The sequence below is a fragment of the Aurantimonas sp. DM33-3 genome (assembly GCF_014334315.1).
Lineage (GTDB): Bacteria > Pseudomonadota > Alphaproteobacteria > Rhizobiales > Rhizobiaceae > Aurantimonas > Aurantimonas coralicida.
In genome coordinates this window covers 122,053-143,026 of sequence record NZ_JACSGS010000002.1, presented here as the reverse complement: position 1 = coordinate 143,026, position 20,974 = coordinate 122,053, and the positions used below count along the sequence as shown (strand labels likewise).

Here is a 20,974-nt window from a genome sequence, read left to right as displayed (position 1 = left end):
TTGACAGCGCCGCCCGGGAAGCACAGATTCCGTCCATCCAAGGGGAGTTCCGGCAGGGAACTGAGAGGCCATCGGCCGCCGAAAGGCGTGAGCGCGTGGCGACCCTTCGAACCTGATCCGGTTGAGACCGGCGGAGGGATGGAATGCGGTGGCCCCTGGCCTGCGGTTCGCCGCAGGCGAGCGCCGCGCCGCCGATCTTTCCCCTGCCATCAGCCGGATCTCCGAGACGCGTCGAGGAGGATCGAGACAATGGCCGACCGGGTCGCCTGTTTGCACGACGCCTGCCGCACAAGCGGGGCCTGACCATGCGGGTTGCCGTCATCGGGGCCGGCGTTGCCGGGCTCGTCACTGCGCTGGAACTCGCCGAGCGGGGCGCCGATGTCGCGCTGTACGAGGCGGCGCCAGAACTGGGCGTTGCCGCGGCGTCGTGGCTGGCCGGCGGCATGCTGGCGCCGCGCTGCGAGGCCGAGAGCGCCGACCCGGCCATCGTGGCGCCGGGCCTGGCGGGGATCGACTGGTGGTCGCGGCATGTGCCGGACGTCGCGTGCCACGGCACGCTGGTGCTGGCGCCCTGGCGCGACCGCGCGGACCTTGCCCGCTTTGCCCGCCGCACGCAGGGTCACGAGCGGCTCGACGCCGACCGGGTCGCGGCGTTGGAGCCCGATCTCGCCGGTCGCTTCGCCGAGGGCCTGTTCTTTGCCGAGGAAGCCCATCTCGATCCGCGCCGCACGCTGGAGGCGCTGGCGGAACGGCTGCGCGAACGCGGCGTGGCGCTGCATTTCGGCCGACGCGTCGCGCCCGCCGATCTCGACCATGATCGCATCATCGATGCGCGCGGCATCGCGGCGCGACCGGAACTGCCGCGGCTGCGGGCTGTGCGCGGCGAGATGGTGCTGCTGCGCACCAACGAGGTCTCGCTGTCGCGGCCGGTGCGGCTGCTGCATCCGCGCTCGCCGATCTATGTCGTGCCGCGCGCGGACGGGCTGTTCATGGTGGGCGCGACCATGCTGGAAAGCGACGACGATCGCGGCATCAACCTGCGCGGCACCGTCGAGCTGCTCAACGCCGCCTATGCGCTGCATCCGGCATTCGCCGAGGCCGAGCTGGTGGAGACCGGCGCCGGCCTGCGGCCCTCCTATGCCGACAATCTGCCAAAGGTGACGCGGAACGGCCGGGTGGTCAGCCTGAACGGGCTGTACCGCCACGGCTTCCTGCTGTCGCCGGCCATGGCGGCGGAGGCCGCCGCCGAAATCTTCGCAGAGACGCTGAAGGACGCATCATGAGAATTTCCGTCAATGGCGAGGAGCGCCTGGTCGAGGCCGCCACCCTCGACCAGGCGCTCGTCGAACTGGGTTACGAGGGCGCCGTGGTCGCCACGGCGCTGAACCGCGACTTCGTGCCGAAGACCGAACGCGGGACGGTGCGGCTCGCCGAGGGCGACGCCATCGAGATCATCGCCCCGATGAAGGGAGGCTGAGCATGGACACGATCGACACCGACACGGCGAGCGCCGTGACCGGCATGGACGTCTATGGCCGTCGCATTGCCTCGCGGCTGATGCTCGGCACCTCGCTCTATCCTTCGCCGCAGATGATGACCGATGCGATCAAGGCGTCCGGGGCCGGCATCGTCACCGTCTCGCTGCGGCGCGAATGCGGCGAGGCGCGGGCCGGCCAGGCCTTCTGGGAGCTGATCCAAGGCCTTGGCCTCGACATCCTGCCCAACACGGCGGGCTGCCATTCGGTCCGCGAGGCGGTGACGACGGCGCAGATGGCCCGCGAGATCTTCGGCACCGACTGGATCAAGCTGGAGGTGGTGCGCGACGCCGAGACCCTGCAGCCCGACGTGTTCGGGCTGGTGGAGGCGGCGCGCATCCTGACCGGCAAGGGCTTCAAGGTGCTGCCCTATACGGTGGAGGATCTGTCGGTGGCCGACCGGCTGGTCGAGGCCGGCTGCCGGGTGCTGATGCCCTGGGGCGCGCCGATCGGCTCGGGGCTCGGGCTGAACAACCGCTACGGCCTGCGCCAGCTCAGGGCGCATTTTCCCGAGGTGACGCTGGTGGTCGATGCCGGGCTTGGCCTGCCGTCGCAGGCGGCCGCCGCCATGGAGCTCGGCTATGACGGCGTGCTCCTCAATACGGCGGTCGCCAAGGCCGGCGACCCGGTGGCGATGGCCAAGGGCTTTGCCCTGGCGGTCGAGGCCGGCCGGCTGGCCTTCGAGGCGGATCCCATGGCGCCGCGCGACATGGCGGCGCCCTCGACCCCGATGCTGGGGCAGGCGATGCTCGGCGATGTCGGCGGACCGGGAGGCTCGCGATGAGCCGGGCGGAGGGACATCGGAGTGGGGAGCGCGGTGCCGAGGAGCGGACGGGGACGGGGCTGCGGCTCGATCCGTTCTACCTGATCGTCGACGATGCCGAGATGGCCGAGCGGCTGGTGCCTGTGGGGGTGAAGCTGCTGCAATTGCGCGCCAAGGACATGGACGCGGCAAGGCTGCGCCGGGAGATCCGCCGCACGCGGGATGTCTGCGCCGCCCATGGCTGCCTGCTGGTGATCAACGATTTCTGGCGGCTGGCGATCGAGGAGGGCTGCGATGTCGTCCATCTGGGGCAGGAGGACCTCGCCGAGGCGGACCGGGTCGCGATCAAAGCTGCCGGCCTGAAGCTCGGCGTCAGCACCCATGACAGCGCCGAGCTCGCCGTGGCGCTGTCCGCCGAGCCGGATTACGTGGCGCTGGGGCCGGTCTGGCAGACCAAGCTGAAGGTGATGAAATGGGCGCCGCAGACGCCCGAGCGCCTCGGCGTCTGGCGCCAGCGTATCGGCGATCTGCCGCTGGTGGCGATCGGCGGCATCACCGTGGAGCGGCTGTCGCAGGTCTTCGCGCAAGGCGCCGACAGCGCCGCGGTGGTCACCGACGTGACCCGGGCGGAGGACCCGGAAGCGCGGGCGCGCGAATGGCTCGCGGCGACCGCGCCCTACCGGCGATAATCTGTTGAGGCTGTGAGTGGGGGAGGGCGGCTACTTGCCGCCGCTCTCGTCCTCGCCCTCGACGACCGCCTTGCGGTGTTCCTGGGCCTTCAGCTCCTCAAGCGAGGGCATCGACATGATGTTGTAACCCGAATCCACATAGTGGATCTCGCCGGTGACGCCGTTGGACAGCTCCGACATCAGGTAGAGAACGGCGCCGCCGACTTCCTCGATCGAGGTGTTGCGGCGCATCGGCGCGTTGCGGCGCTGGAAGTTGAACATCAGCCGCGCGTCGGAGACGCCGGCGCCGGCCAGCGTGCGCACCGGTCCGGCCGAGACGCTGTTCACCCGGATGTTGCGCGGGCCGAAATCGGCGGCGAGATAGCGCACCGAGGCTTCGAGCGCGGCCTTGGCGACACCCATGACATTGTAGTTCGGCATGACCCGCACGGCGCCGCCGTAGCTCATGGTCACCATCGAGCCGCCATTGGTCATGATCTCCGCCGCGCGCTTCGCCACCTCAGTGAAGGAGAAGCAGGAGATCAGCATGGTGCGGGTGAAGTTCTCCCGCGTCGTGTCGGCGTAGAGGCCCTTGAGTTCGCTCTTGTCGGAGAACGCGATGGCGTGGAGGACGAAGTCGATCGTGCCCCATTCTTCCTTCAGAGTCGCGAAGACCTGGTCGAGCGATTCGGTGTCCTCGACGTCGCAGGGGATGACGAGCTTGCTGCCGATCTCCTCGGCGAGCGGGCGCACGCGCCGTCCGAAGGCCTCGCCCTGATAGGTCAGCGCGATCTCCGCCCCCTGGGCCGCCAGCGCCTTGGCGGCGCCCCATGCGATGGAATTGTGGTTCGCGACGCCCATGATGAGCCCGCGTTTGCCTTTCATCAGATCGGTCATGTGCCCTTCAACCTCAATCCGTCACGCGTTGGAAGGCGAGGCAGGCATTGGTGCCACCGAAGCCGAAGGAGTTCGACAGGACCCGGTCGATCTTCGCATTGTCGACCCGCTCGCGCAGGATCGGCATGCCCTCGAACTCGGGATCGAGTTCGTCGATATGGGCGCTCTTGGCGAGGAAGCCGTGCTTCATCATCAGGAGCGAGTAGATCGCCTCGTGCACGCCTGTGGCGCCCTGGCTGTGGCCGGTCAGCGACTTGGTGCCGGAGATCGGCGGGATGTTGTCGCCGAAGACCTCGCGGATCGCCTGGACCTCCATGCGGTCGCCGACCGGGGTCGAGGTGGCATGGGGGTTGATGTAGTCGATCGGGCCGTCGAGATGGCCGATCGCCTGGCGCATGCAGCGCACCGCGCCCTCGCCGGACGGGGCGACCATGTCGGCGCCGTCGGAGGTGGCGCCGTAGCCGACCAGCTCGGCGACGATGTTGGCGCCGCGCGCCTTGGCCCGCTCGTATTCCTCCAGCACCAGGACACCGGCGCCGCCGGCGATGACGAAGCCGTCGCGGGCATTGTCATAGGCGCGCGAGGCGATCTCCGGACGGTCGTTGAAGTCCGAGGACAGGGCGCCCATCGCGTCGAACAGCACCGACAGGGTCCAGTGCAGATCCTCGCAGCCGCCGGCGAACATCACATCCTGCTTGCCCATCTGGATGGTCTCGTAGGCATTGCCGATGCAATGGCTCGAGGTCGAGCAGGCCGACGAGATCGAGTAGTTCACGCCCTTGATCTTGAACCAGGTGGCCAGCGTCGCCGAGGCGGTGGAGGACATCGCCTTCGGCACGGCCGTCGGTCCGATGCGCTTCGGGCCCTTTTCGCGGGCGGTCTCGGCCGCCTGGACGATGGTCTGGGTCGAGGCGCCGCCCGAGCCCATGATGATGCCGGTGCGCTCGTTGGAGATGTCGGCGACCTCGAGGCCCGCATCGGCGATCGCCTGCTCCATGGCGATGTGGTTCCAGGCCGTGCCGCCGCCATGGAAGCGCATGGCGCGCCGGTCGAGAATGGTGGTGGGGTCCAGCGTCGGCTTGCCGTGGACGTGGCTGCGGAACCCCAGTTCCTTGTATTCCTCGGCAAAGCTGATGCCCGAGCGCGCATCCCTGAGAGAGGCGGTCACCTCGTCGACATTGTTGCCGATCGAGGACACGATCCCCATACCCGTCACGACGACCCGCTTCATCGTCCGCTCCTTCCAGATTCCAGGATCCGCGCCGTCATCAGACGGCGGCCTGAGCCGCTTCCTCGTCGGTGAACAGGCCGACGCGCAGATCGCTGGCCTTGTAGATGACCTCGCCATCGGCCTTCATCCAGCCATTGGCGATGCCGAGCTTCAGGCGCGAGCGCATCACGCGGCGGAACTCCACGCCGTATTCGACCAGCTTGACCTTCGGCGTCACCTGGCCGCTGAACTTGACCTCGCCGACGCCGAGCGCCCGGCCGCGGCCGGGTTCGCCCAGCCAGCCGAGATAGAAGCCGGTGAGCTGCCACAGCGCGTCGAGCCCGAGGCAGCCCGGCATCACCGGATCGCCTTCGAAATGGCAATCGAAGAACCACAGGTCCGGGTTCACGTCGAACTCGGCCCGGATGATGCCCTTGCCGTTCTCGCCGCCCGTCTCGTCGACCTCGGTAATGCGGTTGAACATCAGCATCGGCGGCAGCGGCAATTGCGCATTGCCGGCGCCGAACAACTGGCCATGACCGCAGGCGATGAGGTCGTCGTAATCGTAGGAGGTCTTCTTCGTCGCCATGATCGCTTGTGTCCGCCCTGTTCTCCCGACCCTGCCATGGGCCCTTGTCGGCTGCGCCCATACCACGCCACCCGCACAGGTGAAACCGTTTGGCTGGGCCCGGCGTATCCGGCGCGCCAGGATGGCGGCCGGCAAACGCCGTCCTCGCCAGCCTATCTGTGGTACATGGCGCGCAATTTCGATAGCACCGGGCGAAGGAAGCCACCTCAGCGCGCGGCATGACCGCCGCCCTCGACAGGATGAAACACTGCCGTGACCGCCGTTTTCACCCCTTCGCGCCGCAGCGCTCTCGCCCTGTCGGCCGGCGCCGCGCTGTTGCTCGCCGCGGTCGCGCCGGCCCTTGGCCAGTCCTGGCGCAGCGACGGCGCGGTCGCGGGCTTCACGGCGGGGGCAGGCTTTACCGGGCTGACATTCCGCTGCGCGGGTGCCGGCCGCGTGACGGTGCGTTTTTCCGGCTTTCCGGGACGGCTGCAGGCGGGCCAGGCCCATACGGTGGTGGCGACGGTCGACGACACGGCCTTCGTGCTGGACACGATCGCGCGCGACGCCGGCAGCGGTTCGATTCTGGTGGCGGAAGGGACGCTGGCGGCCCGCGCCGGCTTCATCGAGGCGCTGCGCAAGGGCCGCAGCGTCGAGGTGGCGGGGCCGGCCGGGCGCTACGGCCTGCCGCTGACAGGCTCGGGCGACGCGCTGGCGGCCTTCACCACGGGCTGCAGCTAGGCCCTTCCGTCAACCGTTATCGCGGGTTCTGCGGGGCGGCATTTGTGACCGCGATGCCGATGACGTATATTGCGGTCGTGCAGGCCCTTCGGTAAGCCTGCGGACACTTATCGCACGAACAAGAGACTGGTGGCATTCAGCAATGGAAAACCGGACGCGCGCCCAGAGCTTCTGTGTATTCGAGCGCCTTCGCTCGGTGGGTCTGCGCCCGACGCGGCAGCGGGTGGCCCTGTGCAACCTGATGTTCGGCGCCGGCGACCGCCATCTCTCGGCCGAGGAACTGCACGAGGAAGCGCACAAGGCCGGTGATCCGGTCTCGCTGGCGACCGTGTACAACACGCTGCACCAGTTCACCGATGCGGGCCTCGTGCGGCCGCTCTCGGCGGAGGGGCAGCGCACCTATTTCGACACCAACACCTCCGATCATCATCACTTCTTCGTCGAGGACGACAATTCGATGATCGACATTCCCGATGGCGGGCTGCGGCTCGACCGGTTGCCGGAGGCGCCGGAGGGCATGGAAATCGTCAATGTCGACGTGGTGGTACGCCTGCGCCGCAAGAAGGCGCTGGACCAGGCCGCCGAATAGGCGCCGACGAGAACTCCATCCCGAGGAACGCAGAAAGCCCGGATCGCGACCGCGATCCGGGCTTTTTTGATGTCTGGCGCCGACCGTGGCCGGCGCTAACGGAAGGGGACGCGGCTACTCGAAGCGCTCGTCCGGATAGACGCCCCAGATTTCCTGCTGGCGGACATAGCCGTCGCGGTCGGCGACCTTGAGTTCGCACCAGCCGGCCGTGCAGGTCTTCACCCCCGCGACGACGCCCGGTTCGATCCGCGCGACCAGCGGCGCATCGGTGGCGGGGCTGTTGTGGATGTCGATCATCGTTGCCTTGCCGCGCAGCCACGGGGCGGCGATCGAGGTGCGGTCGCCGGACAGGAGCGAGTGATAGACCCAGCCCTCGGTGCCCTCGGAATCGCGGATGCGGCGCCACAGCTCGTATTCCTGGATGACCTCCACCGGCAGGCCTTCTTTGAGATACAGCCAGGTCACCGGATAGTCGCGCCCCGGCCCGATCCGCAGATTCACGCGGCTGGCCTTGAGGCTGACATAACGCGGCAGCGGCAGCTTGGAGACCGGCCCCAGCTCGACGGCATGGGCAACGGGCAGGGGGGCGGCGCCGGTGAAGAGCACGGCGGCACCGGCAAGCGCCAGCAGCGGACGGCGAAAACGGGCGAAGAACGGCATCGCAAACTCCAGACGACAAGATGCACGGGGCGCGCGCGGTCAGGCGGCGCCGGGGTCTTCCAGCGGCCGGGACCCCGGCAGGCGCAGCGCTTTGTTTTCGCCTGCCGCCTTGCTAGGGAGGGCCCTCGGCTCCGGGGTCGAATGATCGTTCGTTTCGGTTAATATCGTCTTGATTTGGGGAGGAGCGCGGCCGATGGCGTCACGCGAAAAGCCGCTTGTGATCATTACCCGCAAATTGCCGGCGCCGATCGAACGGCGCATGGCCGAGCTGTTCGACGTGCGGTTCAACGAGACCGACCGGCCGATGGAGCAGCCGGCCCTCGTCGCCGCCGTGCGCGAGGCCGACGTCCTGGTGCCGACCGTCACCGACCGCATCGACCGGGCGGTGATCGAGCAGGCCGGCCCGCGGCTGAAGATGATCGCCAATTACGGCAACGGCGTCGACAATATCGACATTCAGGCGGCGCTGAACCGCAATCTCCTCGTCACCAACACGCCCAACGTCCTCAACGAGGACACCGCCGACATGACCATGGCGCTGATCCTGGCGGTGCCGCGGCGGCTGGTGGAAGGTGGCATGCGGCTCCTGGGCGACGAGAAATGGCCGGGCTGGTCGCCGACATGGATGCTGGGAAGCCGCATCTCCGGCAAGAAGCTCGGCATTCTCGGCATGGGCCGCATCGGCACCGCCGTCGCCCGGCGGGCCAAGGCCTTCGGCCTGGAGATCCACTATCACAATCGCGGCCGGGTCAGCCCCAAGACCGAGGCCGAGTTCGGCGCCACCTACTGGGAGAGCCTCGACCAGATGCTGGCCCGCATGGACATCATCTCGGTCAACTGCCCCTACACGCCGGCGACCTATCATCTCCTGTCGGCGCGGCGGCTGGCGCTGATCCAGCCCCATGCCTTCATCGTCAACACCGCCCGCGGCGAGATCATCGACGAGAAGGCGCTGGTGAAGCTGATCGAGCAGGAGCGCATCGCCGGCGCCGGGCTCGACGTCTTCGAGGAGGAGCCGGCGGTCGACCGCAAGCTGATGAAGCTCGCCCGCGACAACAAGGTCGTGCTGCTGCCCCATATGGGATCGGCCACGATCGAGGCGCGCATCGAGATGGGCGAGAAGGTGATCATCAACATCCGCACGCTGATGGACGGCCACCGTCCGCCGGACCGCATCCTGCCCGGCCAGATCTGACGGCAACCGGCCGCGCCATCCGCGGCCGACACTTCCGCTTTGCCTCCTAAAGCGATCGACGATGGTCAACACCGGCGTACGGGAACCTATGCCCGCGCATTGAACGACCGCGACCGCATCGGGCTTCGCTTCCGGCAATATGCGAAACCTCTGCGCACAAACCGGGCAGCTATTACATGCACAGAATCACGGATCGTATACAATCTGGTTGACATAAGGGAAGATTGCGCGCTTCGTTGCAGGGCCGCGTGGGAGTGCGGCCAGCAATCGGAGGAACGTCATGACCAAGCCTATACTGCTGTCGTCAGCCGCGGCGCTCGGCGCCTTGGCTCTTGCAGCGCAACCCGCAGCAGCCTGGGTGACCGCGTTCGAGGTGACCGCGCGCGCACCCGCTTACGACGGCAAGAGCTTCGGCACGATCGGCGCTTATGAGCGCATCGACGCGACGGCCCGTTTCGCCATCGACCCCAAATCGGAGCGCGGCCGGAAGATCGTCGATCTCGACAAGGCGCCGACCAATGCCGAGGGCGACGTCGAGTTCTCCACCGAGGTGACGATCCTGACGCCAGCCGATCCGGCATCGCAGTCCGGCACGCTGTTCTACGAAGTGCCCAATCGCGGCCGCAACCTGTCGTTCCAGCTTCTCAACCTGTCCGCCGGGGCCGGCAATACCTTCAGCGTCGACGATCCCGGCGACGGCCTTTTGATGTCGCGGGGCTACACGATGGCCTGGGCCGGATGGCAGACGGATCTCGGCGACGAGCTGATCGACATGACCCTGCCGGTGCTGCAGGGGGTGACCGGACCCTCGCGCGAGGAGTACGTTTTCGACAAGGACGAGGCGGTCAGCACCGCCACGCTGACCTACCCGGCGGCCGATCAGGACCCGGCCAAGGCGACGCTGACCGTGCGCCAGAACGCGACCGACGAGCGGCAGACGCCGGCCGACCTGTCCTTCCGCTATGTCGACGACCGCACCATCGAGATCACCCGGCCCGCCGGCATGGATGCCGGCGCCATCTACGAGTTCATCTACCCCGCCAGGGATAGCCTGCCGACGGGCCTCGCCTTCATCGCCACGGCTGATGTGGTGTCGTTCCTGCGCGGCGGTTCCGGCCACGACGTCGAGAGCCCGGTCTCCGGCATCGACCGGACGATCGGCATGGGCATCTCGCAGTCGGGACGCTTCATGCGCGATCTCGTCTATCAGGGCTTCAATGTCGACGAGGCGGGGGCGACCGTGTTCGACGGCGTCATGCCGCATATCGCCGGCTCGCGCAAAACCTTCACCAACTACCGGTTCGGCCAGCCGGGACGGTATTCGCGCCAGCACGAGGACCACGACGTGCAGGGCGACCAGTTCCCCTTCACCTATGCCGAGACGAACGACCCGATCAGCGGCCGCACCGAAAGCATTCTCACGGCCTGCGAGGCGAGCGAGAGCTGTCCGAAGGTGATCCAGACCGACACGTCGACGGAGTTCTGGCAGGCGCGGGCCTCGCTGGTGGCGACCACGCCGACAGGCGAGGATCTGACGATGCCGGATACGGTGCGGCTGTTCTTCCTGGCAGGGGCGCCGCATTTCAACAGCTGGGGTGGCGAGTCCAAGGCGACCTCGACCTGTGTGTTCGACAGCAATCCAGTCAGCCCGGCGCCGACCATGCGGGCGCTGACCGTGGTGATGGACGCCTGGCTCCGCGCCGGCAAGACGCCGCCGGCCAGCATCTATCCGAGCGTCGCCGACGGCAGTCTGGTCGCCCCTGCCGAGCTCGACCTGCCGACGATCGACGGCGCTGTCCCGGCTCCGGTGATCAACCGGCTGCAATTGCGCGATCATACGACGATGCCGCCGACCGGCGGCGCCGAATATCGCGTTCTGGTGCCGGCCGTCGACGCCGACGGCATTCCGCAGGGCGGCGTGAAGCAGCCCGCTGTCGCCACGCCGCTAGGCACTTACTGGGGATGGAACCTGCGGGCCGAGGGCTTCGCGCCGGGCCAACTCTGCGGCCTGACCGGCAGCTATATCCCGTTCCCGAAAACCGCGAGCAATGCCGACAGCCGCAGGCCGCTGGCAGAGCGCTATGGCGACGCGGCAGCCTTCGAGGCCGCGGTCAGTGCGGCGGCCGACGAACTGGTGGCAGGCGGCCTGATGCTGCCGGACGACGTCGGGATTGTGCTGGAGGGAAGCGCCGCCAGCGCGGCAACGATCGGCCAATAGGCCAGACAGCGGGTCGGCGCTCGGCGCGTCGACCCGCAAGCCCAGAGATCGCCCTCCCAGTCCGCGACATCGGTTGCGCAAAAGCCGGCGGGAGCCGCGGTTTTTGCTGCGCCTGCGTTTCGCAGCCGCATGATGGACAAGCCGGGGTCGCGCGGCAATCCTCTCCTCGAGCACCGCGCAAGGGGAGGAACCATGAGCGAGACCATCGAACGGCCGGTGACGGCCGAACCGAGCGCTGCCCGTGCCGCCGCCGAAGGCTGGCTGTCGGCCTTCGAGACGGCCCTGTCGGCGGGCGACATCGACGCCGCCGCCAAGCTGTTCGCCGAAACCAGCTTCTGGCGCGACCTCGTCACCTTCACCTGGAACATCAAGACGGTGGAGGGGCCGGCGGGCGTGCGCGACATGCTGGCCACGCAGCTGGATGCGACCGGCCCGCGCGGCTTCACCCTGTCGGAGGAGCCGACCGAGGACGGCGGCGTGACCACCGCCTGGTTCGTCTTCGAGACCGAGGTCGCCCGCGGCGAGGGCGTCTTGCGGCTGAAGGACGGCAAGGCCTGGACACTGCTGACCGCGATGACCGAGCTGAAGGGCTTCGAGGAGCCGTCCCACGAGCGCCGGCCGGCCGGCGCCGAGCACGGGGCGGCGAAGAACCGCAAGAGCTGGCTGGAAAAGCGCGAGGAGGAAGCGCGCACGCTGGGCTACGAGACCCAGCCCTATGCGGTGATCGTCGGCGGCGGCCAGGGCGGCATCGCGCTGGGCGCGCGGCTGCGCCAGCTCGGCGTGCCGACCATCATCGTCGAGAAAAACGACCGGCCCGGCGACAGCTGGCGCAAGCGCTACAAGTCGCTCTGCCTGCACGATCCGGTCTGGTACGACCACCTGCCCTACATCGACTTTCCCAAGAACTGGCCGGTCTTCGCGCCCAAGGACAAGATCGGCGACTGGCTGGAAATGTACACCAAGGTCATGGAGCTCAATTACTGGGCGAAGACCACGGCCAAGAGCGCCCGCTACGACGCGGCGAAGGGCGAATGGGAAGTGGTTGTCGACCGCGACGGCGAGGAAGTGACGCTTCGGCCCACACAGCTGATCATGGCGACCGGCATGTCGGGCAAGGCGAACATGCCGAAGTTCAAGGGCATGGAGCGGTTCCGCGGCGAGCAGCAGCATTCCTCGCAGCATCCGGGCCCCGACGTCTACAAGGACCGCAAGGTCGTCGTCATCGGCTCCAACAATTCGGCCCACGACATCTGTGCCGCCCTGTGGGAGGGAGGCGCCGACGTGACCATGGTGCAGCGCTCGACCACCCATATCGTGCGCTCCGACCCGCTGATGGAGCATGGCCTGGGGGCGCTCTATTCCGAACAGGCGGTGGCCAGCGGCATCACCACCCACAAGGCGGACATGATCTTCGCCTCGCTGCCCTACCGGATCCTGCACGAGTTCCAGATCCCCATCTACGACAAGATCCGCGAGGTCGATGCCGACTTCTACCGGGACCTGGAGAAAGCCGGCTTCCAGCTCGATTTCGGCGCCGACGAATCCGGCCTGTTCATGAAATATCTGCGCCGCGGCTCGGGCTATTACATCGATGTCGGCGCTTCGCAGCTGATCATCGACGGCAAGATCAAGCTGAAGGCCGGGCAGGTGGAGGAGATCACCGAGACCGGCGTGAAGCTCGACGACGGCACCGAGCTGCCGGCCGACCTCATCGTCTATGCCACCGGCTACGGCTCGATGAACGGCTGGGCCGCCGACCTGATCAGCCAGGAGGTGGCCGACAGGGTCGGCAAGGTCTGGGGCCTGGGCTCCGACACGCCCAAGGACCCGGGGCCCTGGGAGGGCGAGCAGCGCAACATGTGGAAGCCGACCCAGGTGGAGAACCTGTGGTTCCACGGCGGCAACCTGCACCAGTCGCGGCATTATTCGCTGTATCTGGCGCTGCAGATCAAGGCCCGGCAGGAAGGCATTCCGACGCCGGTCTACGGGCTGCAGGAGGTTCACCATCTCGGCCGCTGACCGAAGCCGGACGCGCGGGCCGTGACGAACAGAAGGAACGCTTAACCCTCCCTTGGTGGCAGCGGCGACGCATCGAACCTTTTCGGCAGATGCGCGTTTGTAAGCCAGGCAAACATCAAAGGAGTGCCAGCCATGCTGGGTTGGGCTGTTACGTTTCTCATCATCGCGCTGATCGCCGCCGTTCTGGGCTTCGGCGGCATCGCCGGCACCGCGATGGGCATCGCAAAGATCATCTTCTTCGTCGCGATCGTGCTCTTCGTCCTGTCGCTGATCTTCGGCGGCTTCCGTCGACGTTCGATCTAGACCTGCCGCGCCACAAGGCGCCGGCATCCATCGATCTGAAAGGGCGGTGTCCGTGACGGGCGCCGCCCCTTCTGCGTGATGGCCATGGGCCTTGCGCCGTGCCCGTGGCATGCTTCCTGCTTCGGTTTCCCCATGCCCCTCGGGACGCAGGCGGGAGACAGGGGAATGATGACCGGAGCAGCGCGATGACGCAGAAAACGGCAGCCCCTCTCACAGGCATGATCTATCGGCTGGAGGACCGGCCGCCGCCAGGCCCGGCCATTCTTGCCGCGATCCAGCATATCCTCGCCTCGATCGTCGGCATCGTCACGCCGGCGCTGATCATCGGCGGCGTCCTCGGACTGGGCGAGCATATTCCCTATCTCATCGCCATGTCGCTGTTCGTGTCGGGCGTCGCCACCTTCATCCAGTGCCGCCGCTTCGGCCCGGTCGGCTCGGGACTGTTGTCGGTGCAGGGCACCAGCTTCGCCTTTGTCGGCGCGATCCTGGCGGCCGGCTTCGCGGTGAAGGGGCGGGGCGGCACGGCGGAAGACATCCTGGCGATGATCTTCGGCCTGTGCCTCGTCGGCTGCCTGGTCGAGATCGGCCTCAGCCAGTTCGTCGGCCGGCTGCGGCGCATCATCACCCCGACGGTGACCGGCATCGTCATCACCATCATCGGCCTCAGCCTGGTCAAGGTCGGCTTCACCGACTTTGCCGGCGGCGCGACGGCCGGCGAAGCGCTGGGCGAGCCGGTCAACCTGCTGCTCGGCTTCATCGTCGTGGCGGCGATCCTCGTTTTGACGTTCCAGCGCAATCCGACCGTGCGGATCTCGGCGATCATGGCCGGGCTCGTCATCGGCTTCGTCGTCGCCGCGCTCCTGGGCAAGGTGGATTTTTCCAGCGCCGGCAGCGGGCCGCTGATCGCCCTGCCGATCCCGTTTCGCTACGGCATCGACTTCGACCTGGCGCTGTTCCTGCCGATCGCCTTCATCTACCTGATCACCGCCATCGAGACGACGGGCGATCTGACCGCCAATTCGATCATCGCCGGCGAGCCGGTGCGCGGCGATCTCTACATGGCGCGGATCAAGGGCGGCATCCTGGCCGACGGCGTCAACTCCGGCCTCGCGGCGATCTTCAACACCTTCCCCAACACGACCTTCTCCCAGAACAACGGCGTCATCCAGATGACCGGCGTCGCCAGCCGCCATGTCGGCATGATCATCGCCGTGATCCTGATCGTCCTGGGGTTCTTCCCGGTGATCGGCAACGCCTTCCTGCTGGTGCCGAAACCGGTGCTGGGCGGGGCGACGCTGGTGCTGTTCGGCACCATCGCGGTCGCCGGCATCCGCATCCTCGCCTCCGAGCCGATCGACCGGCGCAAGGCCTACATCATGGCGGTGTCCTTCGGCCTCGGCCTCGGCGTGACGCTGGTGCCGGACGCGACCCAGCACCTGCCGGACTTCATCCGCCAGGTCTTCGCGACGCCGATCACGCTGAGCGGCCTGTCGGCGATCATCCTGTCGCTGGTGATCCCGGAAGGGGACGACGCGGTGGCGGAGCCCTCCACCGCAGAAAGCCCGGTGCAGCCGGCCTGACGCCGGCGCGGACCGGCAGGATCAGCCTGTTTTCGGGCGGCGGTAGCGGATTTCCTCGATCCGCATGGTCAGGAGATCGACCATCAGGAAGCGGCCGATGAGCGGCTCGCCCATGCCGCAGATCAGCTTGATCGCTTCGGAGGCGGCTAGGGTGCCGAGGACGCCGGTGGTGACGCCCAGAATGCCGGCCTCGGCGCAGGAGGGCACCATGCCGGCCGGCGGGGCCTCGGGAAAAAGATCGCGGTAGCCCGGATGGCGCCGGCCGTCCGCGTCGGTCTCATAGGGTTTCAGCACGGTCAGCGAGCCGGAAAAGCGGTTCACCGCCGCCGTGACGAGCGGCGTTGCCGCCGCCTCGCAGAGATCGGCCATGGCGTAGCGGGTGGCGAAATTGTCGGCCCCGTCGATGACGAGGTCGTAGCCGGCGACGATCGCCGGGCCGTTCGCCATGTCGAGGCGCAGGGCATGGGGCATCACCGTGACATGCGGATTGATCGCCGCGACGGCGTCCGCGGCGCTGTCGAGCTTGGAGCGGCCGACATCGGCCGTGCCGTGCAACACCTGCCGCTGCAGATTGGACAGCGAGACGGTGTCGTCGTCGGCAATGCCGATGGTGCCCACACCCGCAGCGGCCAGATAGAGGATGATCGGCGAGCCGAGGCCGCCGGCGCCGATCACCAGCACCCTGGCGCGCTTCAGCGCCTGCTGGCCGGCGCCGCCGACTTCCGGCAGCACGATATGGCGGGCGTAGCGTTCCAGTTCGTCGGGGGCGAGGGGAGCCTGGCTCATGGCGACGTCTCCGGTGATGCGCCTTCGATGCGTGCGGGATCGGCCGGGCGGACCGTGCCGCCCGACACTTCCATGATCTGGGCCCGATCGCCCAGGGCCGCAAACAGGCTGGCGTCGGTCCCGGTCATGAAGGCCTGCACGCCAAGCTCGCCGATCAGGTCGAACAGGGCGGCGCGCCGGCCGGGATCGAGATGCGCGGCGATCTCATCGAGAAGTAGCAGCGGCGGCAGCGACGACATGGCGGCGACCAGTCGCGCATGGGCGAGGACGAGGCCGATCAGCAGCGCCTTCTGCTCGCCGGTGGAGGACAGGGCCGCCGGCATCGCCTTGGCGAGGTGGGTGACGGAGAGCTCGGCCCGGTGGGCGCCCTCCAGCGTGCGGCCGGCGGCCCGGTCGCCGTAGCGGGCCGACCGCAGCCGCATGCGCGCCTCGTCCTCGACATCGGCCGAAGGACGGGCAAGGTCGAGACCGTCATAGCCCGACGTCAGCTCGAGCCCGGCACTGGGGAAGGGCGAGCCGGCGCCGGTCCGGGCGATCATGCCGGCCAGCATGCCGACGAGTTCGGAGCGGGCCAGCGCCATGGCGATGCCGAGTTCGGCCATCTGCGCCTCGATGCCCGACAGCCAGGAATCGTCCAGCCGGTTGTCGGCGAGGAGCCGGTTGCGCGAGCGCATGGCGCGCTCGTAATCGGCGGCCCGCCGGCCATGGGTCGGATCGACGGCCAGCACCATGCGGTCGAGGAAGCGGCGCCGGTCGCCGGCCGGTCCGGTGAAGAGCCCGTCCATGGCCGGCGTCAGCCAGAGGATGCGCAGGAGATCGAGCAGTTCGTCGGCGGATTTCGCCGCGGTCTCGTCGATCCGCACGCTACGCGCCGCCGCGCCTGTCGGGTCCGGCATCATCTTGGTGGAGACGATGGTCTCCACGCCGTGGGAGACAGCGCTGGCGCGGACCGAGAAGCCGCCGCTGCCGCCCTTGCGCGCGACGTCCTGATAGGTGGCGCGGCGCAGGCCGCGGCCGGGCGTCAAGAGCGAGACGGCTTCGAGAAGATTGGTCTTGCCGGCACCATTGTCGCCGACGAAGACGACGAAGCCGCGGGTGAAGCGCAGCGACAGCGTCTCGTAATTGCGGAAATCGGCCAGACGCAGTTCGTCGAGCCGCACCGCGGGCGGCGTCCGGCTGTCGGTGGAGGGGGAAACGGCGGCGTCCGGGCTCTGGTCCAAGCGCGTTGCGGCGGTCAGACCCGCATCGGCATCAGGACGTAGAGCGTCGCATCGTCGCCGCCGTCCTTGATGAGGGTCGGGGAGCCGGGATCGGCGAGCATGAAGACGGTCTCGTCGCCCGACAGCTGGTTGGTGATGTCGAGGAGATACTTGGCGTTGAAGCCGATCTCGATCTCGTCCGAATCGTAGCCGACAGCCAGTTCCTCGGTGGCGGTGCCCGAATCCGGCGAGTTGACGGTCAGCACCAGCTGCGAATCGGCGACGGCGAGCTTCACCGCCCGGCCGCGTTCCGACGAGATGGTGGAGACGCGGTCGACGGCGGCCGAGAAGGTCTGCCGGTCCAGCGTCAGCGCCTTGTCGTTGTTCTGCGGAATGACCCGCTGATAGTCCGGGAAGGTGCCGTCGATCAGCTTGGAGGTCATCACCACCGCGCCGATGGTGAAGCGGATCTTGGCGTCCGACAGCTCGACCGAGATATCGGCCTCGTCATTGCTGTCGCCGAGGAGCTTCTGCAGCTCGCCCACGGTCTTGCGCGGAATGATGATGCCCGGCATGCCTTCCGAGCCGGCCGGGGCCTTCTGGTCGGCCCGCGCCAGCCGGTGGCCGTCGGTGGCGACGGCGCGCAGCTGCAGGTCGCCGTCGGCCTCGATCGTGTGCAGGTAGATGCCGTTCAGATAATAGCGCGTCTCCTCGGTGGAGATGGCGAACTGGGTGCGCTCGATCAGCCGGCCAAGCTCGGCGGCCTTGAGCTTGAAGGCGTGGCTGAGCGTGCCGGCGGTGATGTCGGGGAAGTCCGATTCCGGCAGGCACTGCAGCCGGAAGTTCGAGCGGCCCGACGAGACCGTCATCTGGGTGCCCTCGGCATTGGTGGCCAGGCTCACCTCGGCTCCGTCCGGCAGCTTGCGGACGATGTCGTAGAGCAGATGCGCCGGCACCGTCGTCGCGCCCTCCTGCTCGCCCGTCGCCGGTGCGCTCTCGGTGATCTCCAGGTCGAGATCGGTCGCCTTCAGCCGCAGGCCTTCGCCTTCCGTCTTCAACAGGACGTTGGAGAGGATCGGGATGGTGTTGCGGCGTTCCACGACACGATGAACGTGCGCCAGAGACTTGAGGAGGTTCGAACGTTCGATGATGATGCGCATGACGAAGCCGTTTGGTTCGGGCAGGCGCCGCAGGAGACGGCACCCGTTCCGGGGTCCGATGGTCTTAGAGATTTGGAGGCCGCTTGGAAAGGCCGGACCGCGCGAGGCTGGGCGGGCCGGAGCGGGGGAGGCCCGCGGACCGGCGGCGCCGCCCTTGACGGCGCCGCGCCGGGGCGGCCTACTCCTCGATCATACGCCGGATGATGTCGAGCTCCTCGGACAGCTTGTCGTCCTTGGCCCGCTCGCCCTCAATCTTGCGAACGGCATGGAGTACCGTCGTGTGGTCGCGGCCGCCGAAGCGCCGGCCGATTTCCGGCAGCGAGCGGGGCGTCATGGTCTTGGCCAGATACATGGCGATCTGGCGGGGCCGCACGATGGTCCGCGTGCGCCGGGCCGACAGGATGTCCGTGCGCGTCACATTGTAGTGGCGCGAGACGAATTTGAGGATGTCCTCGATACGCACCCGACGCTCGCTGTTGGCGCGGGTGAGCTGGCTGAGGAGATCGTCCAGATGCTCGGCCGACAGCGGCTGGCCGAGCGAATGGCGAAAGGCGATCTGGTTGAAGGCGCCTTCCAGGTCGCGGCCGGAGCCGGCCACGCGCTGGGCGATCGTGTCGATGACGCCGTCGGGCATGTCGAAGGAGGAATCCTCGGCCCGCATGGCCGCGGCGCGGGTGCGGATGATCGAGCGGCGCATCTCGTAGTCCGGTGCCGCCAGTTCCAGCGTGATGCCGTTGGACAGGCGCGAACGGACCCGCGGATCCAGCGATTCCAGCTCCATGGCCGGGCGATCGGCGGCGCAGATCACCTGCTTGGCGGAATCGATCAGCGCGTTGAGGAGATGGCAGAATTCCTGCTGGATCGACTTGCCCTGCAGGAACTGGGTGTCGTCGATGATCAGGATGTCGATGCCGCGCAGGGTCTCCTTGAGGTCGAGCGCGCGGTTGTCGCGGATCGCGGTGGCAAAGCGCCACATGAAATATTCCGCCGTCAGATAGACGACGCGCGGCTTGTCCTCGCGGCGGATCGCGGCGTTGGCGATCGCCTGCAGGAGATGCGTCTTGCCCAGGCCCACGGCGGCGTGGATGAACAGCGGGTTGAAGCGCACCGACTGGGGGCCGTTCTCGGCGATGGCGCGGCCGGCGGCGAGGGCGACGCGGTTGGAGCTGCCCTCGACGAGGGTGTCGAAGACATAGCGCGGGTCGAGCGGCGAGCCGAAGGTCGGCGTCGGGGCGGGCGCCGCATCGAACATCTGCCGGGCTTCGGCCGGGGCGGCGCTGCGCGCGGCGCGGCTTTCGCCGATCTGCGCGGCGGGACGGGCGGAGACCGCGCTGGCCGGCACGTTCTCCGGCTCGGCGACACGGGGCTGGCGAATGGTCACGCCGCCGCCGCGCACCGCGCTGCGCACGGCGATGTCGACGCGCAGGGTGCCCGGCACTTCCTCGCGGAAGATCTCGGTCAGGAGCTCATGATAGTGCGACTGGATCCAGCTACGCAGGAAGGCGGTCGGCACGGTGATGCGGCAGACGCCCTTGCCCGGCGCCTCGAGCTTCATGCGCTGGAACCAGCTGGCGAAGATGTCCTGCCCAAGCTGCGCCTTCAGACGGGCATTCACCCGCTCCATGATGTCCGCAGTTCCTGTGCCGCCGCTCGCCATGCCGCCCCCGCAATCGTTCGTGTTGTCTTTCGTCACCCGGGCGGCGTCATGCCGTCCGGACCAGATCGGCAACGTGTCCGCCGATCGTCCTGCGCCCTGCTGCATCACTTCTGCACCCACGGGAGACCCTCCGCTTTCCAGCCAGCCTTGCGTCCGCGATGGGCTTCCTCGTCCGGCGGGCCCTCGAAGCCGTCCAGGACGTTGAAGCAGTTGCTGTAGCCCGCCCCGGTCAGCGCCACGGCGCTGGCGATGGAGCGGACGCCCGAACGGCAGAGGAAGAAGACCGGCGTTTCGCGGGTTCCACCTTCGCTCTCAATGCGCCGGGCGAGCTTGGCCGCGAAATCCGGATCGACGGCCATGGAGGGGAAGCTCTGCCATTCCTGCAGGATCGCCGCCTTGCCGAGGGGGGCGAGCTGCGGGACGCCGACATAGCTCCATTCGGCCACCGTGCGCACATCGACCAGGACCGCGTCCGGCGTGTCGGCGAGCGTCGCCCAGCATTCCTTCGGCGTGACATCGCCCTTGTATTCACCGTTCATGCAAAAGCTCTCCTGCGCTCCGGCCCATCGTTGGGCAGAAGTCAGCCGTACCCGCGGCGTGGGAGCGCCGGGATCGACTACGAATAAATTGTGGAAGGACGGATTTAGACTCTAGGCGAGATGGGGCCGCGCCGCTGGCAACTCGAACCGTGACCGAATGTTCTGGATAAGTTCGGTTGTCCCCGCACTTCGTCTTTCCCCGCACTTGTTTCGAGGAGGAAAATACGAAACGCGACAGCTTCGGGCAAGGCTCGCAAACCGTGAATCGCAATGCGAGCACCCCCAGTGTGGCAGACTCGTCCCGCGTGAATCATTGCCCGTCAGGGTAAACACCAGTGGTTCTGGTGACTTGGCTCCCAAGCAGCTTTTGAGCGCATCGGGCAAAAGATAAAAATGAAAAAAATAAGGCAGTCCGCTTGACTCAAGGGCCGCCGAAACCGGCCTTAGCCGGCTGTTTTATGATGCTCACTGACCTTCTGCAAGTCACTGGAATCATTCGTCAAAACCACACGATGGAATCGCGGCGGGCGATCGGGAGGTTTGCGTGTGTCGAATCGATGACGGGCTCGCCGAAGGCCCTGCAAAGGCGTCGGGAATCACCCCGGATCGCCATGGCCGGGCCCGGAATCAAAAAGGCCCGGCGGTTAAGCCAGGCCTTTCGAAAGGGTCTGAACGGGGCGCGATGCG

At 67.7% G+C, this 20,974-nt stretch carries 20 protein-coding genes and 1 riboswitch; of the genes, 11 read left to right on the top strand and 9 right to left on the bottom strand.

From position 1 onward, the window contains the following. Positions 1-30 precede the first annotated feature (30 nt). A riboswitch (TPP riboswitch) is annotated at positions 31-156 on the top strand. The 4 genes from thiO to H9Q09_RS03440 all read left to right on the top strand — a co-directional run bounded on the left by thiO (position 144) and on the right by H9Q09_RS03440 (position 2,987). Beyond that, positions 144-1,283: a glycine oxidase ThiO gene (gene thiO, locus H9Q09_RS03455; RefSeq protein ID WP_348646267.1), complete on the top strand. Its 1,140-nt coding sequence runs from the start codon at positions 144-146 to the stop codon at positions 1,281-1,283. (Overlaps the previous riboswitch by 13 nt.) Beyond that, a complete protein-coding gene (gene thiS, locus H9Q09_RS03450; RefSeq protein ID WP_187389907.1) occupies positions 1,280-1,477 on the top strand; it encodes a sulfur carrier protein ThiS in 198 nt (65 codons plus the stop codon). Before thiO ends, thiS begins: the two co-directional genes overlap by 4 nt. 44 nt (positions 1,478-1,521) lie before the next feature. After that, a complete protein-coding gene (locus H9Q09_RS03445; protein ID WP_187390132.1) occupies positions 1,522-2,319 on the top strand; it encodes a thiazole synthase in 798 nt (265 codons plus the stop codon). Between the two features lie 59 nt (positions 2,320-2,378). After that, positions 2,379-2,987 carry a thiamine phosphate synthase gene (locus H9Q09_RS03440; protein ID WP_187390131.1) on the top strand — a complete coding sequence of 203 codons (609 nt, stop codon included), beginning with the start codon at positions 2,379-2,381 and terminating at the stop codon, positions 2,985-2,987. Positions 2,988-3,017: 30 nt separating this feature from the next. Here the strand turns inward: H9Q09_RS03440 and fabI are convergent, their stop codons facing one another. The 3 genes from fabI to fabA are packed head-to-tail and all read right to left on the bottom strand — an operon-like array spanning position 3,018 to position 5,662. Next, entirely contained in the window at positions 3,018-3,863 is an 846-nt protein-coding gene (gene fabI / locus H9Q09_RS03435; RefSeq protein WP_024349530.1) for an enoyl-ACP reductase FabI, read from the bottom strand. A gap of 13 nt (positions 3,864-3,876) precedes the next feature. Further along, positions 3,877-5,094 (bottom strand): beta-ketoacyl-ACP synthase I, encoded by a 1,218-nt coding sequence (gene fabB, locus H9Q09_RS03430; protein ID WP_187389906.1) that lies wholly within the window; start codon positions 5,092-5,094, stop codon positions 3,877-3,879. Between the two features lie 37 nt (positions 5,095-5,131). Next, on the bottom strand, positions 5,132-5,662 hold the full coding sequence (gene fabA / locus H9Q09_RS03425) for a 3-hydroxyacyl-[acyl-carrier-protein] dehydratase FabA (RefSeq protein ID WP_024349532.1): 531 nt from the start codon (positions 5,660-5,662) through the stop codon (positions 5,132-5,134). A 252-nt stretch (positions 5,663-5,914) separates the two neighbouring features. Between fabA and H9Q09_RS03420 the strand changes: the two genes are divergently transcribed. Both H9Q09_RS03420 and irrA read left to right on the top strand, forming a co-directional pair. Continuing rightward, complete coding sequence (locus H9Q09_RS03420) at positions 5,915-6,382, top strand: hypothetical protein (RefSeq protein ID WP_187389905.1); 468 nt, start codon at positions 5,915-5,917, stop codon at positions 6,380-6,382. Positions 6,383-6,524: 142 nt separating this feature from the next. Further along, the gene (irrA, locus tag H9Q09_RS03415) at positions 6,525-6,971 is read left to right on the top strand and encodes an iron response transcriptional regulator IrrA (protein WP_009211012.1); all 447 of its coding nucleotides are present in this window, start codon (positions 6,525-6,527) and stop codon (positions 6,969-6,971) included. A 114-nt stretch (positions 6,972-7,085) separates the two neighbouring features. Here irrA and H9Q09_RS03410 read toward each other — a convergent pair whose 3' ends face one another. After that, positions 7,086-7,631, bottom strand: a complete 546-nt coding sequence (locus H9Q09_RS03410) for an SH3 domain-containing protein (protein ID WP_024349534.1) — start codon at positions 7,629-7,631, stop codon at positions 7,086-7,088. Between the two features lie 193 nt (positions 7,632-7,824). Here H9Q09_RS03410 and H9Q09_RS03405 point away from each other — a divergent pair, with 193 nt between their 5' ends. From H9Q09_RS03405 to H9Q09_RS03385, 5 genes are all read left to right on the top strand, one after another. Further along, a complete protein-coding gene (locus tag H9Q09_RS03405; protein ID WP_024349535.1) occupies positions 7,825-8,826 on the top strand; it encodes a D-glycerate dehydrogenase in 1,002 nt (333 codons plus the stop codon). 280 nt (positions 8,827-9,106) lie between these two features. Continuing rightward, a complete protein-coding gene (locus tag H9Q09_RS03400) occupies positions 9,107-11,044 on the top strand; it encodes an alpha/beta hydrolase domain-containing protein (RefSeq protein WP_187389904.1) in 1,938 nt (645 codons plus the stop codon). 192 nt (positions 11,045-11,236) lie between these two features. After that, positions 11,237-13,063 (top strand): NAD(P)/FAD-dependent oxidoreductase, encoded by a 1,827-nt coding sequence (locus H9Q09_RS03395; protein ID WP_187389903.1) that lies wholly within the window; start codon positions 11,237-11,239, stop codon positions 13,061-13,063. Between the two features lie 132 nt (positions 13,064-13,195). Then, complete coding sequence (locus H9Q09_RS03390; protein ID WP_040325970.1) at positions 13,196-13,366, top strand: DUF1328 domain-containing protein; 171 nt, start codon at positions 13,196-13,198, stop codon at positions 13,364-13,366. A gap of 185 nt (positions 13,367-13,551) precedes the next feature. After that, on the top strand, positions 13,552-14,946 hold the full coding sequence (locus tag H9Q09_RS03385) for a nucleobase:cation symporter-2 family protein (RefSeq protein WP_187389902.1): 1,395 nt from the start codon (positions 13,552-13,554) through the stop codon (positions 14,944-14,946). A gap of 21 nt (positions 14,947-14,967) precedes the next feature. On the opposite strand, the gene moeB is transcribed toward H9Q09_RS03385, so the two are convergent. From moeB to H9Q09_RS03360, 5 genes are all read right to left on the bottom strand, one after another. Beyond that, positions 14,968-15,732: a molybdopterin-synthase adenylyltransferase MoeB gene (moeB, locus tag H9Q09_RS03380; protein WP_187389901.1), complete on the bottom strand. Its 765-nt coding sequence runs from the start codon at positions 15,730-15,732 to the stop codon at positions 14,968-14,970. After that, on the bottom strand, positions 15,729-16,952 hold the full coding sequence (recF, locus tag H9Q09_RS03375; RefSeq protein WP_187389900.1) for a DNA replication/repair protein RecF: 1,224 nt from the start codon (positions 16,950-16,952) through the stop codon (positions 15,729-15,731). Before recF ends, moeB begins: the two co-directional genes overlap by 4 nt. Positions 16,953-16,966: 14 nt before the next feature. Continuing rightward, on the bottom strand, positions 16,967-18,091 hold the full coding sequence (gene dnaN, locus H9Q09_RS03370) for a DNA polymerase III subunit beta (RefSeq protein WP_187389899.1): 1,125 nt from the start codon (positions 18,089-18,091) through the stop codon (positions 16,967-16,969). Between the two features lie 178 nt (positions 18,092-18,269). Then, positions 18,270-19,748 (bottom strand): chromosomal replication initiator protein DnaA, encoded by a 1,479-nt coding sequence (dnaA, locus tag H9Q09_RS03365; RefSeq protein WP_210315212.1) that lies wholly within the window; start codon positions 19,746-19,748, stop codon positions 18,270-18,272. A gap of 104 nt (positions 19,749-19,852) precedes the next feature. Then, complete coding sequence (locus H9Q09_RS03360) at positions 19,853-20,287, bottom strand: rhodanese-like domain-containing protein (protein ID WP_187389897.1); 435 nt, start codon at positions 20,285-20,287, stop codon at positions 19,853-19,855. Positions 20,288-20,974: the final 687 nt, after the last annotated feature.

Excerpts from the sequence above, each read along its gene's own strand:
- thiO (WP_348646267.1), top strand. The coding sequence starts at position 144 with ATGCGGTGGCCCCTGGCCTGCGGTTCGCCGCAGGCGAGCGCCGCGCCG.
- thiS (WP_187389907.1), top strand. The coding sequence starts at position 1,280 with ATGAGAATTTCCGTCAATGGCGAGGAGCGCCTGGTCGAGGCCGCCACC.
- H9Q09_RS03445 (WP_187390132.1), top strand. The coding sequence starts at position 1,522 with ATGGACGTCTATGGCCGTCGCATTGCCTCGCGGCTGATGCTCGGCACC.
- fabI (WP_024349530.1), bottom strand. The coding sequence starts at position 3,863 with ATGACCGATCTGATGAAAGGCAAACGCGGGCTCATCATGGGCGTCGCG.
- fabB (WP_187389906.1), bottom strand. The coding sequence starts at position 5,094 with ATGAAGCGGGTCGTCGTGACGGGTATGGGGATCGTGTCCTCGATCGGC.
- fabA (WP_024349532.1), bottom strand. The coding sequence starts at position 5,662 with ATGGCGACGAAGAAGACCTCCTACGATTACGACGACCTCATCGCCTGC.
- irrA (WP_009211012.1), top strand. The coding sequence starts at position 6,525 with ATGGAAAACCGGACGCGCGCCCAGAGCTTCTGTGTATTCGAGCGCCTT.
- H9Q09_RS03410 (WP_024349534.1), bottom strand. The coding sequence starts at position 7,631 with ATGCCGTTCTTCGCCCGTTTTCGCCGTCCGCTGCTGGCGCTTGCCGGT.
- H9Q09_RS03405 (WP_024349535.1), top strand. The coding sequence starts at position 7,825 with ATGGCGTCACGCGAAAAGCCGCTTGTGATCATTACCCGCAAATTGCCG.
- H9Q09_RS03400 (WP_187389904.1), top strand. The coding sequence starts at position 9,107 with ATGACCAAGCCTATACTGCTGTCGTCAGCCGCGGCGCTCGGCGCCTTG.
- H9Q09_RS03395 (WP_187389903.1), top strand. The coding sequence starts at position 11,237 with ATGAGCGAGACCATCGAACGGCCGGTGACGGCCGAACCGAGCGCTGCC.
- H9Q09_RS03390 (WP_040325970.1), top strand. The coding sequence starts at position 13,196 with ATGCTGGGTTGGGCTGTTACGTTTCTCATCATCGCGCTGATCGCCGCC.
- H9Q09_RS03385 (WP_187389902.1), top strand. The coding sequence starts at position 13,552 with ATGACGCAGAAAACGGCAGCCCCTCTCACAGGCATGATCTATCGGCTG.
- moeB (WP_187389901.1), bottom strand. The coding sequence starts at position 15,732 with ATGAGCCAGGCTCCCCTCGCCCCCGACGAACTGGAACGCTACGCCCGC.
- dnaN (WP_187389899.1), bottom strand. The coding sequence starts at position 18,091 with ATGCGCATCATCATCGAACGTTCGAACCTCCTCAAGTCTCTGGCGCAC.
- dnaA (WP_210315212.1), bottom strand. The coding sequence starts at position 19,748 with ATGGCGAGCGGCGGCACAGGAACTGCGGACATCATGGAGCGGGTGAAT.
- H9Q09_RS03360 (WP_187389897.1), bottom strand. The coding sequence starts at position 20,287 with ATGAACGGTGAATACAAGGGCGATGTCACGCCGAAGGAATGCTGGGCG.